The sequence below is a fragment of the Microbacterium galbinum genome (assembly GCF_023101185.1).
GTDB lineage: Bacteria > Actinomycetota > Actinomycetes > Actinomycetales > Microbacteriaceae > Microbacterium > Microbacterium galbinum.
In genome coordinates, this window is sequence record NZ_CP078077.1 from 1,540,124 (window position 1) to 1,555,025 (window position 14,902).

Annotated in this window: 8 protein-coding genes; 6 read left to right on the forward strand and 2 right to left on the reverse strand. The window is 61.6% G+C overall.

Annotated elements, in window-relative coordinates:
• Positions 1–160 precede the first annotated feature (160 nt).
• The gene (locus KV396_RS07620; protein ID WP_247957407.1) at positions 161–1,711 is read left to right on the forward strand and encodes an Ig-like domain-containing protein; all 1,551 of its coding nucleotides are present in this window, start codon (positions 161–163) and stop codon (positions 1,709–1,711) included.
• 38 nt (positions 1,712–1,749) lie between these two features.
• Positions 1,750–4,539 (forward strand): LamG-like jellyroll fold domain-containing protein, encoded by a 2,790-nt coding sequence (locus tag KV396_RS07625; RefSeq protein ID WP_247957408.1) that lies wholly within the window; start codon positions 1,750–1,752, stop codon positions 4,537–4,539.
• A 563-nt stretch (positions 4,540–5,102) separates the two neighbouring features.
• On the opposite strand, the gene KV396_RS07630 is transcribed toward KV396_RS07625, so the two are convergent.
• A complete protein-coding gene (locus KV396_RS07630; protein WP_247957409.1) occupies positions 5,103–6,038 on the reverse strand; it encodes an FRG domain-containing protein in 936 nt (311 codons plus the stop codon).
• 72 nt (positions 6,039–6,110) lie between these two features.
• On the opposite strand from KV396_RS07630, the gene KV396_RS07635 reads away from it, so the two are divergent.
• The 4 genes from KV396_RS07635 (at position 6,111) to KV396_RS07650 (ending at position 12,987) form a co-directional block, all read left to right on the forward strand.
• Positions 6,111–8,072 carry a site-specific DNA-methyltransferase gene (locus KV396_RS07635; protein WP_247957410.1) on the forward strand — a complete coding sequence of 654 codons (1,962 nt, stop codon included), beginning with the start codon at positions 6,111–6,113 and terminating at the stop codon, positions 8,070–8,072.
• Positions 8,072–11,053 carry a restriction endonuclease gene (locus KV396_RS07640; RefSeq protein ID WP_247957411.1) on the forward strand — a complete coding sequence of 994 codons (2,982 nt, stop codon included), beginning with the start codon at positions 8,072–8,074 and terminating at the stop codon, positions 11,051–11,053. The genes KV396_RS07635 and KV396_RS07640 overlap by 1 nt, the downstream gene beginning before the upstream one ends.
• A 246-nt stretch (positions 11,054–11,299) precedes the next feature.
• Positions 11,300–12,385, forward strand: coding sequence for a type I restriction endonuclease (locus KV396_RS07645; RefSeq protein ID WP_247957569.1), 1,086 nt, complete (start codon positions 11,300–11,302; stop codon positions 12,383–12,385).
• A gap of 167 nt (positions 12,386–12,552) precedes the next feature.
• Positions 12,553–12,987 carry a hypothetical protein gene (locus tag KV396_RS07650; RefSeq protein ID WP_247957412.1) on the forward strand — a complete coding sequence of 145 codons (435 nt, stop codon included), beginning with the start codon at positions 12,553–12,555 and terminating at the stop codon, positions 12,985–12,987.
• A 48-nt stretch (positions 12,988–13,035) separates the two neighbouring features.
• On the opposite strand, the gene KV396_RS07655 is transcribed toward KV396_RS07650, so the two are convergent.
• A complete protein-coding gene (locus KV396_RS07655; protein WP_247957413.1) occupies positions 13,036–14,862 on the reverse strand; it encodes an alpha/beta hydrolase family protein in 1,827 nt (608 codons plus the stop codon).
• Positions 14,863–14,902 lie beyond the last annotated feature (40 nt).

Below are 14,902 nucleotides of genomic sequence, written 5' to 3' on the forward strand. Positions count from 1 at the left end.
GCGAGGGACTGGGTCCCTGAGCCTGTCGAAGGGCACCCAAACGCCTCACCCCATTAACTTTTCGTTCACTCCCGCGCCGCCTGCCGGCATCCGCGATCCCTAGGTTCGGAGTCGGCGCGGCGAGACCCCTGCTCGTGCGCGCTCCGAAAGGACCCCCCGCATGAGAACCCTCTCTCGTCGTGCCCGTCGGCGTGCCCTCGCGACCCTGAGCGTGGCCGCCCTCACCTCCCTCGCCCTTCTGCCCTCGATCGCGGTCGCCGAGGCCGATCCCGATCCCGCGCTGCTCGGTGAGCCGACCCCGTTCCTGATCGAGAGCCTCAGCGCTCCCGGCAAGGTGATCGAGATCGGAAACCCGAACGCGCAGACCACCGTGCCCGACAGCACGCGTGCGGCCGCGGCGGTGTTCCCGTTCGCGAAGACCCCGGCCGAGCTCAGCGCCCAGGCCGTGCTCGCCTACCCGGTCGAGGGCGCGAGCAACACCTTCGTGCTCGCGAACGACGATGGCCAGGTGCTCGCCCGCCGCGCGAACGACGACCCGAACTTCCGCTACCTCACGCTCCCCGGCGTGACGCTCGACGAGGCCGCCGCGAACCCGCTCGCGCAGTGGACCGTGAGCGACGCCGGCAACGGCTACAGCTACCTGCGCGGCGTGCAGGCGTACGGCAACGGCGCGATCGCCGGCCTCGACATGTACAACTGGGCGACGGCGGCGGGCAGCGAGGTGCAGACCTACGACGCCGGCGGCGCGAACGTGCAGAAGTGGCGGATGCATCCGCTCACCGCCACCGTCGAGACCCACCAGCAGCGCGTCGACACGGGCACGACGCCCGCGTTCCCGACGGCGCTGACCGGGAAGTACTCGTGGGGTCTCACCGCCCCGCTCGCGAACATCGCGTGGAACGCGCCGGCATCCGACGTCTGGAACACCGACGGCACGGTGACCGTCGAGGGCACCGGCACCGGATACTTCGGCGAGACCGTGCCCGTGACGGCGGAGTACCTCGTCGGTTCGCTGGGCGGCGCGGCCGACGCGACCATGTCGGGCTACGTGGGCCAGACGCTCAAGGAGCTGCAGATGCACGCGCCGACGCACGTCGAGCGCACGATCTCGGGCTCGACGACGACGGTGCGCGCGAAGGTCACGTGGGACTGGGCATCCGTCGCCGCCGATGCGACGGCATCCGCCGGCACCATCGAGGTCCCCGCCACCGCGGCCACCGGCTTCGACGCCCGCCTCGTCATCACGATCGCGCCCGCCGAGAGCGTGAACATCCTGCGCGGCGCCGGCATCCACTACGGCTACACGCACATGAACGGCACGAACTTCCGCCTGACCGACGGCAATCGCACGGTCACCGGGTTCGACGACTGGCGCAGCGGCGGGGCCGCGAACCGCGTCAACCCGAACACGGTGAGCTTCTACTTCGACCAGCCGCGCCAGCTCACGGGCGCCGGGGTCTTCGACCTCAACGGCCTGAAGAACGTCGGCGGGGTGACGGTGCAGTACCGCGATCTCATCGGCGGCTGGATCGACATGCCCACGGATGCCGTCGCCTGGCCGTACGTGAACCAGACGCCCGACCTGAGCCTCGAGTTCGAGAGCACCCCCGTGCTCGCCACCGGCCTGCGCGTGATCATCACGAACAAGGCGAGCAGCAACTGGATGAGCCTGTCCGAGATCGAGGCCTACGGCCCCGCGCTCGTCGGCTGACCCCCTCTCCCTTCTTTCCCTTCTCCCTGAGGAAGACCATGACCTCCCCCACTTCGCGCCGCCCGTGGCGCGCCCTCTCCGCCGCGGTCATCACCGCCGGCCTTCTCGCCGCGCCCGTCGTTCCGGCGGCTGCGGCCGATTCGACCGATTCGATCGGGGATGCGCTGGCGCAGGCATCCGCTGTCATCGCCGATGAGATGCGCTCGAGCTTCGTGCTGCCGGTGCTGCCCGATACGCAGTTCTATTCGCGGTACAGCGCCTCGCAGTTCTACCCGAAGTACGACACGAACCCGTTCGAGGTGCAGACCGACTGGATCGTTGAGCACCAGGATGACCTCAACGTGCCGTTCGTTGTGCACGTCGGCGACGTCGTCGACCAGCAGTGGGTGACGGGCGAGTGGGATGCCGCGGCCAAGGCCATGCAGAAGCTCACCGACGGGGGTGTGCCGTACTCGGTCGTTCCCGGCAACCACGACGTCGCCGACATGAACGCACGGTCGTCGGAGGCGAACTCGTGGCAGTACCTGCAGCGGTTCGACGCGGGGCGCATGGCCGCGCAGGGCGGTGAGACGTTCGTCGACAGCTTCCAGAACGGGCTCTCGACGGCGTACATCTTCGAGGCCGAGGGGCACGAGTGGATGTCGCTCGCGCTCGCGTGGAACGCCTCGGCCGACACGTTCGCGTGGGCGCAGCGCGTGCTCGACGCGAACCCGGGTATTCCGGTGATCCTGTCGTCGCACGCGGTGATCAACATCGCGCTCGACCAGACGTCGCCGGCGGACTGGTGGTGGGGCGAGGAGCTGTGGAACCAGCTGATCCGCTCGAATGACGAGATCATCATGACGGTCAACGGGCACTTCCACGGCACCACGATGCGCGAGCGCACGAACGACTTCGGTCACCCGGTGTACCAGGTGCTCACCGACTACCAGATGGCGGCCGACGGCGGCAACGGATACATGACGCTGTTCGAGTTCGACCTCACCAACGACCGCATCGACGTCGAGTCGGTGTCGCCGTGGGTGACGGTGAAGGACAAGGAGTCGCTGACCGCGAACGACACTCCGGTGCTGGATGGGAAGTGGCAGTCGTTCTCTCTGGCTCTCGATTTCGAATCGCGGTTCGGATACTCGCCGGTTGCCGGTTCGGAGACGAAGGGCGACCTGTCGGAGCGGGCCAAGGAGATCGTCCTGGAGGGCTGGGACGGCACCGGCGTCGGCGAGCAGTGGGCCGCGGCGGGTCGGGCGGATGACTACGTCGCCGTCGACGGCACGGTGGCGCACTGGCGGTTCGGGTCGGTGGCGGAAGGTGTGGTGGATTCGTCCACTGAGATCCCGGATGTGGCCGGCGACAGCCCGATGTATCGCAGCGCGATCGAGAACACGGATGCTCCCGAGAAGCTCGAAGACGTGCAGGTATCCCACTCGAACGTGCCGTTCTACTCCTCGGATCGCGGAGCGGTGTGCTTCGCGGACGTGCACCGCAACGCGAGTGGTCCCGACAACATGTCGTACATCTCGACCGAGTACGGGGCGCCGGCGACGTTCGCGGATCTCTCGTCGTCTTCCGGATACACGGTCGAGGCGTTCCTGCAGCTCGACGAGGAGTGGACCGAGGCCGCCAACCGCTGGAGCGCCGCGCTGACGCGTGGCGGCGCACGCCAGTGGATCGGGATCAACGACTCGTCCGACCCGGGTGCCGGCGCCGCATGGCTCGGCATCTCGAGCCTGCGCGAGTACCAGTTCTCGGCGGGAGACAGTGACTCGCGCAACTCGTACACGCTGTGGTCGGGCGAGATCATGCAGGGGTCGTGGCACCACGTCGCGATCGTGAACGACCCTCGCGCGGACACCGCGATCATGTACGTCGATGGCGTGCCGGTGCTGCGCAACGCGTCGAACGTCGGCGGCATGATGGCCGCGGACTTCATGCCGTGGATCATCGGCGCCTCGACCTGGAACACCGAGGTCGAGCACGGCTGGCACGGGTGTGTGGGCGAGGTGCGCGTGGTGGACCACGCGCTGAGTTCGCGTGAGTTCCTGTATCAGCGGGCTGATCTTAGTTCTGTTTTCTCCGTTTCTGGTGACTTCGATGCGGTGCTGCCGTCGGATGCTGTCGTGTCGTCGTTCTCCGGGCGTGGGTTTGCCGGGTCTTCGGTGAATGTGGTGGTTGACGGGGTTTCGGTCGGGTCTACGGATGTTGCGGCCGACGGGTCGTGGACCGTTGCGCTGTCGTTGCCGATCTCGGGGTCTGGCGCGCACGCGGTGTCGTTCGTTCCGTCGATCGGGACGCGGAATGCGGCGGCTGTCTCTGTGTCCGTGGTGATCGGTGAAGGTGCGTCGCCGTGGGCTCCGGTGGAGTCGGATCTGACGGATGCGCTGGAAGGCGTGATCTCGGTCGACCCGTCGCGTTTCGCGCCGGGGTCTACGGTTTCGGTTTCGCTGCCTGCCGGGTTCGAGGGGGCGACGGTTTATGGGTATCTGTTCTCAACGCCGGTGCCGGCTGGGTCGGGGGTTGTGGCCGGGTCTTCGGTTGAGCTGACCGTGCCGGAGTCGGTGCCGTTCGGTGAGCACCGGTTCGCGCTGTACGCCGCGGATGGGGCGGTGATCGGGTGGGATTCGGTGACGGTCGTGGATCCGGCCGGTGGTGGCGATTTTGGCTCGGGTGGTGGATCTGCCGGTGGTGGAGCGGGTGCCGGGGCTGGTGCGTCGGATGGCTCGCTCGCGACGACCGGGGTCGATGGGTCGTGGATGCTGCTGTGGATCGCGCTCGGCGCGGGCGCGCTCGCCGCGGGCATCACGCTGGCTCTCCGCCTGCGGCGGTCCTAGCCCTCGTAGTATAGGAAGGGTCCGTTGTGCTGCTAACGCACTCGGCCTCGAGCTAAGGGCTCTCTGCCTACACTCGCCGGGGTCCATGACGTCGGCGGTCAGCACGCGACCAACGGCAGCATCTGAGGGGGCGCCGAGAACGAACTACCTGATCAATACCATCACGAACGCACAACCGATACGAACGCAGTGTGCGCTCTAGGTCTTAGCGCGCACACTGCATGAAGGCGTCGAGGTTTGAAGCATCGAGCCGGTTGAGGGCAGGTGGACGTCACTGAAACGACTGAAGCGATGTTGGCGAGCTGATCGGGACCGAAGACCGTTAGCCGGAGGTCCAGCCAACGGACCAACTCGCGCGCCCGCAGCGCGACGCGGTCGTTCACGGCTCGCTCGCGATGGTCAGTTGACAGATGCCGACGAAGGCGCTGAACCCGTCACGGGACGGGCTGGTCGAGCAGGTGCTCGGAGTCGTGGAGCCCAGGAGGCAGAACGCGCATGAAGCCTCATCGCTTCCCGATTCGCTGGCGATCCGCGGGCAGCAAGCTCTGCTAAAGACCTTGTGTCTACGGCATTCCAGCGAAGTTCGCACCATATGTTGCTAGGCCGAACAAGTCCGGATAAATCGAACCGTGTGTGAGACCGAACTTCGATGACAGCCTCTCTCGAATCTCGGGCTTCGCTGAAGCCTTGATCCTCAGAGTGTAGGAAGCCTCGGACCCTTCGTTAGTGCGACGACTGAGGCTCTTCAGGAACATCGAGACAGATGTCACTTCCCTGACGTCCTTGACGGGCATCGTTTTCATATCTCCCTTCTGCCACGCGCCGGGCATGCGATATCGCGAATTTTGTCCATGGGGAAGTGAGGGGACCCCTCCCACTAGAAAGGCCCCTTGCTGAGCGGTTATTCTCTCGTTGAGAGCCTTCGGCGGGGTCCACACAAATGGGAGGTCGGTCTCCCAGCCTGGAATTGCGGCTTCCCCTGCCACCCAGGGGAGATCGCGTGTCCCCCACACGCTGTCAAGATCCACCAGTTTGTTATCCGCCTCGAATGCAAATAGCCGCCCGTCGGCGTCCGCCACCGGATGATGAGTCGTTGCATGAAACTTCTGCTCCGATGCAAAGAACGCTGCGACCATTTCGGAATGGCTGACGTCGATCAAGCGGGTTGGGCCACCGTAATGCTGAATGTGGGCCAATGCTTCGAGCGCGCTCCCTCCTCGATCGGGCCACGCGGTGCGCGCTTGCGACAGGAGACGGGTTTCGAACTCCACCATGCGGCGTTCCGTGGGGACAGCGTTGTCTTGGTCGCGAAGTCTCCGGTAGGCCGAGCTCAACAAGCCGTAGGAGTCCTTATGTACGCCCCGCCAAACGAGTTTGCGGTTGCCGGAGATCTCGCGAACCCGCGCGAGCTCGGCTTCCAGACTGGCCCAGCTGTCGATTGTCCGCTCCCATGCTCGGAAGTAGGACTGGGGGTTCCATGGGGGTGACTCATCCGTCATATCGGAATACTAGTTGACGGGGGCGCTGCACCCAAGGGAGCGATCGAGTGCGAGCGATGCGATACTCGATGGGTGACCCACGAGTTTCGCGAAACACCCGCATCGACGAGCGACCTTCGTGAGGAGCTGAGGGCCCGGCTTGCGGATGTGGTTCCAGAGGTGATGACCGACGGGCAACTGGACATCGAGCGACTACAGGACTTGCTCGGTGATGCGACCGAGAGCGGAGTTGAACGGTTTGGGCTCTCATGGCCAGGCAAGCGACGGGCGCTCCGGGCTGCGCAGGAGCCGACTGCCGCGACGTTGCGGCCAGATTTCGCCAATTCACTCAACTGGGAATCAACGGGAAACGTCTTCATCGAAGGTGACAATCTGGAAGTCCTGAAGATCCTTCAGCGACACTACCATGCCAAAGTCAAACTCATATATATCGACCCGCCTTATAACACCGGAAAAGACTTCATTTATACCGACAATTATAGGGAAGGGCTCCAAGCCTACCTCGCTTATACTGGCCAGGTTGACGCAGATGGCAAATTAAAGAGCTCCACCGCGCGGAACTCGTCGGACAATCCTCACTATCACTCAGCGTGGTTGAATATGATGTACCCGAGACTGAAGCTCGCTCGAAATCTCCTCGCGGAAGATGGGGTGATCCTGATCTCTATTAATGACGCGGAGCAGGCGCAACTCCGTCGCGTCTGCGACGAGATCTACGGAGAGAGTAACTTCCTCTCACAATTCATTTGGCTGAACGATGGCAACGTCGATCAACAGAGCAAGATTAAAGGCGTGCACGAGTACATACTCGCATACGCGCGAGACGCGAAGAAGTTCGCTCGTCCGGTGGTGATAGATCCGAACGTGAGCGATGGTAGCAAGCTCTATCGCGATCGGATCGAGAATTCGATTACGAAGAATGGGCCGGCAAATCCTTCTTCGGAAGTTGAACTCCCAGTTGGTTTTCCCGCCAACTTTGACTCGGGGCGGATACAAACGCGACGCAACGCTTACCCGCATGTGCTCGACGAGATTTCAGTGATCGGCGGCAGGGTATCGTCCGCCGCGAGGCTGCGAAGCGGCTGGAGTTCTCGTAACCTGCTGGATCTCTTCATTCGTAACGGGTGTTCACCTATCGAGGACGCAGATGGGCGCAGCACCTGGTTCGAGCTCAGAGAGAGCGGCGCAATTTACATGATCAAGCAACGCGCACAAAATCAGGGCCATGTGTTGTCGGTGCTTCGTAACATGGGCACGACTAAACAGAACAGTTCACTTCTCTCTTCCTGGGGGCTCGAGTTCTCCTATCCGAAGCCGGTTGGTCTGATCGAATATTTGGTGACAGTGTTCACGCGAGCAGACGAAGATGCGCTCGTTCTCGACTTCTTCTCCGGATCTGCGACGACGGCTCATGCTGTAATGTCGGCGAATCAACGCGATGGCGGCCGGCGCCGCCACATGCAAGTCCAGCTTCCGGAGCCTCTTCAGAATTCGGGGGACGCGACTATTGCGGACCTGTCCCGAACTCGCATCATTCGAGCGGGGGAAACCCTTGCAGCCTTGTGGAAAAATCAGCTTCGGTATGATGGAGAGGCTGAGCTAGACGTCGGTTTCCGTGCCTACAAGCTCTCTGAAACAAACTTCTCGAAGTGGTCGATTTCGAGCGACATCGAAGTCGATACGCTCCAGCGTCACCTCCTCAGTCTTCGGAAAGGCGCGGCCGGCGGGGCCACTATCGACGATTTACTGACCGAGATTCTCCTGAAGCAAGGCTACTCATTAACAGAGGCGGTCTCTTCGACTGAGATCGCCGGTCTCGATGTGCGACTTGTTCGAGACCAGGAGGGCGGTATAGCCCTCCTGGCGTACCTCGACGAAGGGGTTAAGCCGGCTATCGAGCAGCTACGTGCGCTGGTTGAAGAGGCGCCGCGGCGGATCGTAGTGCTCGAAGACGCGTTCCGGGGTGACGACGAACTCAAGACCAACCTGATTCAGATCGCAAAGAGTCAAGGTATCGAGGTCTGGACGGCGTGATGAACGGATCGGGATTCCAGTTCGATGCTAATCAGTCGTACCAGTTGGACGCGATCGCGTCGATAGTCGATCTGTTCGACGGGCAGCCGAAGCATGCGAATCAGATGGTTACGACGCTGCGCGGTTCGGTGGAGCTCGCCCAGCCTGATCATTCCACGCTCGATATCGATCTCACGCAGGAAGTCGGTGCGATAGGGAACAGACTTGTGCTAGATCGAGATCTGCTCCTCGCTAACCTGCAGCGCGTGCAGGATCGGAACGGTCTTGAGGTCGCTCCGTCGCTCGCGGGCGATGCGCTCGACTTCGATGTTGAGATGGAGACCGGAACGGGTAAGACATACGTATACCTACGCACGATCTTTGAGCTGGCCGCGCGCTATGAGTTCACGAAGTTTGTGATCCTCGTGCCGAGTGTTGCCATCCGTGAGGGCGTCAGCGCGAGCATCCGGCTAATGCGCGAGCACCTCGAGAAGCTCTATAAGCCGCGAGGCATCACTTTCGACACCTCGATTTACAGCAGCAAGAGCGCCGAGGAAGTGCAGTGCTTCGCGACGGCGACCAACGTCCAGATCCTGATAATGACGATCGACTCGATCCGAGGCAATGCGAACACACGCATCATTCATCAGGCCCGCGACAAGCTGAATGGGCTGCGGCCGATCGACTTCCTGAAGGCAACCCATCCGGTTGTAATCATGGACGAACCGCAGAACATGGAGTCGCAACTTTCGCAGTCGGCGGTCGGCGAGCTCGACCCGGTGTTCACGCTGCGGTATAGCGCAACCCATAAGAAGCAGCGCAATGCAACCTACCGGCTAGATCCGGTCGACGCCCACGATCTTGGTCTAGTGAAGCAGATCGTTGTGGCTGAGGTAGCTCAGAAAGGTGCGGACGCGACGCCATACATCAAGCTGGTCGAGGTGCGACGGGAGCCGTCATGGGTGGCTCGACTGGAGCTGTCCTGCCGCAAGGCCGATGGTGCGCTAGAGCGTCGGATCGTAAGCGTGAAGCAGCACCAGGACCTTTCGGATGCGCGTCTCACAAATAACCCCATATACGAGGGCTGGCGCATCAACGAGTTGAGCATCGAGCCCGCCCGCATCGACCTCACCGCGCACGGGTTCCTCCACGAGGGCGAGAGTATCGGCGCTTCGGGGGACGCGATACATAAGGAGATGATTCGCGAGACTGTCCGTGAGCACCTTCGCAAGGAATCAATGCTACGCGTCAAGGGAATCAAAGTGCTGAGCCTCTTTTTCGTCGATAAGGTCAGCGGCTACCTTGGAGACGGCGCAAACAACGATGATGCTAATGGCAACTTCGTGCAGTGGTTCGATGAGGTCTTCCTCGAGGAGCGCGCTAAGTCTGCGCGATATCAAGAAATGTTGCCGTATGCGCCGAGCGAACTTCGCCGCGGCTATTTCTCCCAAATGAAGCGCGGCAAGACCGCTTTCTTCCAAGACTCGTCCGGCATGACGAAGGCCGATGACGACGCCTACGAACTGATCATGCAGCAGAAGGAACGCCTACTCGACGAGAACGAGCCTGTGCGGTTCATTTTTAGCCACTCCGCGCTCCGCGAAGGCTGGGATAACCCGAATGTCTTTCAAATCTGCACCTTGCGTGAGATGAGCGTGGAGACTGAGCGTCGCCAGACGATCGGACGCGGCCTCCGTCTCCCCGTTGCCAAAACCGAGGACGGCTACATCCGCGTGGCTGACCGTGGAATTGCAGCGTTGACCGTGGTGGCGAACGAGTCCTACACTCAGTTCGCGGATGCGCTCCAGCGCGAGTATAAAGATGCGGGCATTGAGATTGGCCGGGTACGCAGAGCAGAATTTTCAAAGATCCCGCTGAGTGACGAGAACGGCTTGCTCACTGACGACCAGCTTGGTTACCAACGCTCCGTTCTCGTCTGGGAGCATCTCAGGGACAGGGGCTTCATTGATAAGGACGGTTCGGTCACCTCGAAGTTTCAACCAAACCAGCTCGGCTTCGATCTCGGCCTCCCAGTCGACATCGTGTGGGCTGAATCGATGATCATTGAGCTAGTTCAGCGCGCCAACATTGGCCAATATATCAAGCGCGTAAGCAAGCGTAAGCCGCGTGTGCTCAACAAGCAGCTGTACTCGAGCCCGGAGTTCGAGGACTTCTGGGAGAGGATTAGTCGGAAGACGACTTATCGCGTCAGAATTAGCCGCGAACAAGTCGTCGAGAATGCCATCCGGGCGATTCGTGAAGCGCCAAACATCGATGCGCTGCGTATTCAGGTCACCCGCGCCGGAGTCAAGGTATTGCGAGGCGGCGCGACGGGAGAGGAACTCGGCACACGCTCGGCAGAACTCAAGGGCAGTTACGAGCTTCCCGACATCATCACGGAACTGCAGGGGGCGACTTCTCTCACCCGCAAGACGATCGTTGACATCCTTATTGGAAGTAAGCGGCTAGGTGAGTTCATCGGCAACCCGAACGACTTCATTGCTATGGCTACACGCGTCTTGAAGAGTGAGCTCGCGAAGATCGTGGTCGAGGGCGTCCAGTACGAGAAAATCGCGGGCTCCGTCTACGAGTTACGCGAGTTGCAGAAAGACGGCGAGCAGGAGAAGGAACGATTTCTCGATCAAATGTATAAGGTGCAGAACACTCGAAAGACCGACTTTGACTACGTCGTCTTCGACTCCAACGTTGAGCGTCAATTCGCTGAGCTGCTCGACTCGCGCGAGGATATCAAGCTGTTCATGAAGCTCCCGGCTAAATTCAGGATTGAGACCCCAGTTGGCCCGTACAATCCAGACTGGGCCATCGTCAAACAGGAAGAGGGTGGAGATCGGGTCTATATGATCCGTGAGACAAAGAGCACTCTTGATGACTCGAAGCTCCGCCCGACCGAGCTCGGTAAGATTCAGTCGGCCATGCGCCACTTCCAAGCTATAGGAATCGGGAGCTACGGGCGCTCTGTCCCTGGGGCGTGGGGTTTATAGGCTCGAAGCGCCGCGCGATAAACGCCATGATGACGTGCGAGGTGATGTACGCCCGTTGTCGTCTGCGTTCTGCGCCGCGATGCTCTTGGTGTCGAACACCTCATGCGTCGTGCCGGCGATCACCGGCGCCCTCCGCAGTCTTTGCCACTGCGCCAGCAAAGACCGCACCGCTCGGCTTCCCCCATTCAGTCGCATACTTCCGATACTGTCTGCATGAACGTGTGTTCAATGTCGATCGGAGTAGCGGTGGAGTTTTCAGAGCGTCTTGATTCGCTGGCGACCAAGGTGAAGAACCAGGCGACGGCGATCGGAACCGAGGAGGCGACGAAGAACGCCTTCGTCATGCCCTTCATCTCGACTATCCTCGGCTACGACGTCTTCGACCCGCTCGAGGTTGTCCCTGAGTTCACTGCTGACGTGGGCACGAAGAAGGGCGAGAAGATCGACTACGCCATCATGCGCGATGGCGAAGTGCAGATCCTCATCGAGTGCAAGCCATCGATGGGTTCACTCAAGATCGAACACGCGTCCCAGCTCTTCCGCTACTTCGCTGTCACGAATGCGCGCATCGCCGTGCTGACGAACGGTGTGGTGTGGCACTTCTACACCGATCTCGACGCTCCGAACCGCATGGACGCCAAGCCGTTCCTCGTGCTCGATCTGCTCGACATCGACGAAACGCTCATTCCCGAGATTCAGAAGCTCAGCAAGGAGAGCTTCGACCTCGACTCGATCATTAGCGCTGCGGAGGAGCTGAAGTACATCGGGGCGCTGAAGCGCGAGATCGCCGGGCAGTTCCGCGAGCCGACTGACGAATGGATCAAGTTCTTCGCCACTCGGGTCTATGAGGGCTCGTACACGCAGAAGGTGCGCCAGCAGTTCACCACGCTTGTCGGCAAGGCGGCGCAGCAGTTCTTGAACGAGCGAGTCAACGATCGGTTGAAGACTGCCCTTGGAGTCAGCGGAATCACGCCCACGACTGACGCGCCTCCCGCAACGAGCGCCCCGGTCGTCGAGGCCGACCTCGATCGCGACACGGAGATCGAGACGACGCTGGAGGAGCTTGAGGGCTACCAGATCGTCAAGGCGATCGCGTGTGGCGAGGTCAAGCCTCAACGCGTCACCCACCGCGACGCCAAGAGCTACTTTGCCGTTCTTCTCGACGACAACAACCGCAAGCCGATTGCTCGTCTCCACTTCAACGGCAAGCAGAAGTACCTGGGTCTTCTCGACAACGGCAAGGTGGAGACGCGGCATCCGATCGAGGATCTCGACGAGATCTACTCGTTCGCCGACGGCATCCGCGAAGCCGTTCAGCGCTATAAGGACTGAGCTGCGGCAGGCGCTGAACGATCGTGGGCGACACCAAGCAAACCAAGACGATCGGCGAGCACCTCGTTGCCTCGGAGCTGGCACGGCGAGGTTGGGCGCCTGCTCTGACTCGAGATGGACTCGAACGCACAGACATCCTTGCGGTTCACACTGGGCATACTCGACGCATGGTCGAGATCCAGGTGAAGTCGGCGCGCTCGGGCCGTTGGGACAAAGCAAACTGGCCCCTCGGAGACAAGTCGCAACAGCCGAGTGCTCATGAGCGCGAGTACTTCGTCATGGTTGCAAGTCCTCAGGACGTGTCGTTGAGGCCACGATGCTTCGTTCTGCCTCGTGCGCACGTCGCCGCCGCGGCGTGGATCGCGCATATGGATTGGCTGACAACGGAAGGCATTCCTGCTGGCAAGAGGAATGCTCCAGTAAGCAGCTCTCGCGTCTCGTTGCCAGTCTTCGCAGCGTACGAAGATCGCTGGGACCTGTTGCATGTTGATGAGAGCGAGTGCCCGGTTCTGTTACCAGCGATCTACCGCGACTACGCACAGTCCGCCCGCGTTGGGCTGCCGCCGGGTCATTCATGGTGGTCAAGCCTGCCTGAGTGGTGATCCGAGCGATACAGACGCCGACAAACAATTCGGCCGAGGTAGCTTCGGCTAGAACGAGACCTTCCCCGGTTCGAAACCGTTCTCGCGAAGATACGCGAGTGCTCGTTCAAGAGTCACGATCTTCTTCTTGAGGTCTTTGAGCGAGGCTGAAGAGCCGTCGGAGAACTCGTCGAGGCGCTCGTACTCGCGCCTCACCTGCGTCTCAGTCTCGCTGAAGTTCTGCCATGCCGAGTGATCTTGATCGAGAGCCTGTCGCTGTCGAAGAATGACGAGGGTGAGCTGACGTTCGGCGAACACTTCCAATGCTTCGGCGCCGGTCCCGAGGCTGGCGAGGCTGTATGCGATGCTGCCGCCGCCAGCGGTCATGAGAGTGCCGGCGGTGAGTAAGCCGCCGATCATCCCTCCTGGCCCGAAAGCCGCCAGCGCGCTGGTCACTGCCGCCGCGCCTGCGAGGCCGGCACCCGCCGCGAGGGCGAGACCTCCGGTCGCGACGACGAGCGCGGTTGCGCCCGCGCCAAGTATCCCGATCTTGACCAAGTTCATTGATCGAGGGCCGGATAGGACTTCTTGCGCTTCTCTCGACGCCACGAAGACATCCTCACCAAAGCGGCTGCTGAGGCCCATTTCGGCGGTCAGCTCTTGCATCGCTGCTTCTCGTTTGCCCTTCGGTACGGCTATGTCGAACGGGCGGATGATGTTCTCTGAGGCGAGCACGGCGAGGAGGACCGCCGCTTCGTCCTTGGGAAGATGTGAACTCGGTGCGGTCGGAGGAACCTCTGCGTCCGGGTCTGAAAAATCGAAGGCAAGTCGAGCGACTATCGAGGGTGTGGACCGCTGGACAACTTCGTTCCGCCGGATGATGCTGTCGACCACCGTCGCCTGTACTTGGCGCATTGCGCCGCGGTATCGGTCACGGAGATCGCCGTCGAGCGTGGCGCTGATGAGGTCGGCGTATCTCAGCGCAAGCACCGCATACGTCTCCGCGGGGTCGAGTGGCACGTCGACGGCCGTCTCGGCGCGAGCGAGCTCCTTGGAACGCGAGCCGAAGATGCCATACCCGATGGCCTCCGCTACGGTCTCGTTCGCGAGGTAGTACGTCGCATCATGCGCGTGAACTGTGGGCAGCGACGTGACGCGAAGGTCTACTAGCCAAGTGAAGACTGAGGAGGCGCCCCGGCTTGCAGCGACGGGGTCGTGTGCGTTCCAACAATTGACCCACCAGCCGAGGTTAGCCGGTGGCTCCGACATCGCCTCGCGGAGCCTATCAACTTCGAAGTTCCCGTTCGCAAGGGGGCTTCCGATCGTCACCATCCCAACGATCTCGATATCGACGGGGAGCCGGCGTACAAGGTCAGCGGCGATCACTGAACCAAGACTGTGCGCGACGATCACGATGCGACCGGAACTTGGTAGCGCTTCGAGGATCTTGTTCAGAACGTGAGCGCGCACATTGGGTTCGTTGAGGTACATGCGCGCTTGTCTGAAGAGCAATGGAAAGTTCACTGCGACATTGACGAGTGCGTCTCCGCCGATAGTTCCGTTCCCGCTGTTGTGGCGCCCGAGGCGAAACTCGACCGCGCCGATCCGCCGCTCGAAGTCCCGACGATTCTTGCGTGCTGCATCTCGCGAGGGGCTCTTGATCGTGATCGGAGGGACGTCTTGTTTGTCGTCGTAGTCCTTGAGCGCGTGAGCGTATTTGGGTGCAATCACCTCGACGCCGTCGAGTGAGGGGTAGCCGATACCGGACAGCGTTTCCGATAGGCGTGCCTTCCACAAGTCATCACGGTCACCCGTGCCGACACCGTGCAGAAAGAGGAGAATCGGTTCGTTCGACAAGGTGACTCCAGCCGAGTAATCGTCGGGTGCGCGGTTCATTCCTGCGCATATGAAATCACCCTAGCGACGATCAGGAGAC

Excerpts from the sequence above, each read along its gene's own strand:
- KV396_RS07630 (WP_247957409.1), bottom strand. The coding sequence starts at position 6,038 with ATGACGGATGAGTCACCCCCATGGAACCCCCAGTCCTACTTCCGAGCA.
- KV396_RS07640 (WP_247957411.1), top strand. The coding sequence starts at position 8,072 with ATGAACGGATCGGGATTCCAGTTCGATGCTAATCAGTCGTACCAGTTG.
- KV396_RS07650 (WP_247957412.1), top strand. The coding sequence starts at position 12,553 with ATGGTCGAGATCCAGGTGAAGTCGGCGCGCTCGGGCCGTTGGGACAAA.
- KV396_RS07620 (WP_247957407.1), top strand. The coding sequence starts at position 161 with ATGAGAACCCTCTCTCGTCGTGCCCGTCGGCGTGCCCTCGCGACCCTG.
- KV396_RS07625 (WP_247957408.1), top strand. The coding sequence starts at position 1,750 with ATGACCTCCCCCACTTCGCGCCGCCCGTGGCGCGCCCTCTCCGCCGCG.
- KV396_RS07655 (WP_247957413.1), bottom strand. The coding sequence starts at position 14,862 with ATGAACCGCGCACCCGACGATTACTCGGCTGGAGTCACCTTGTCGAAC.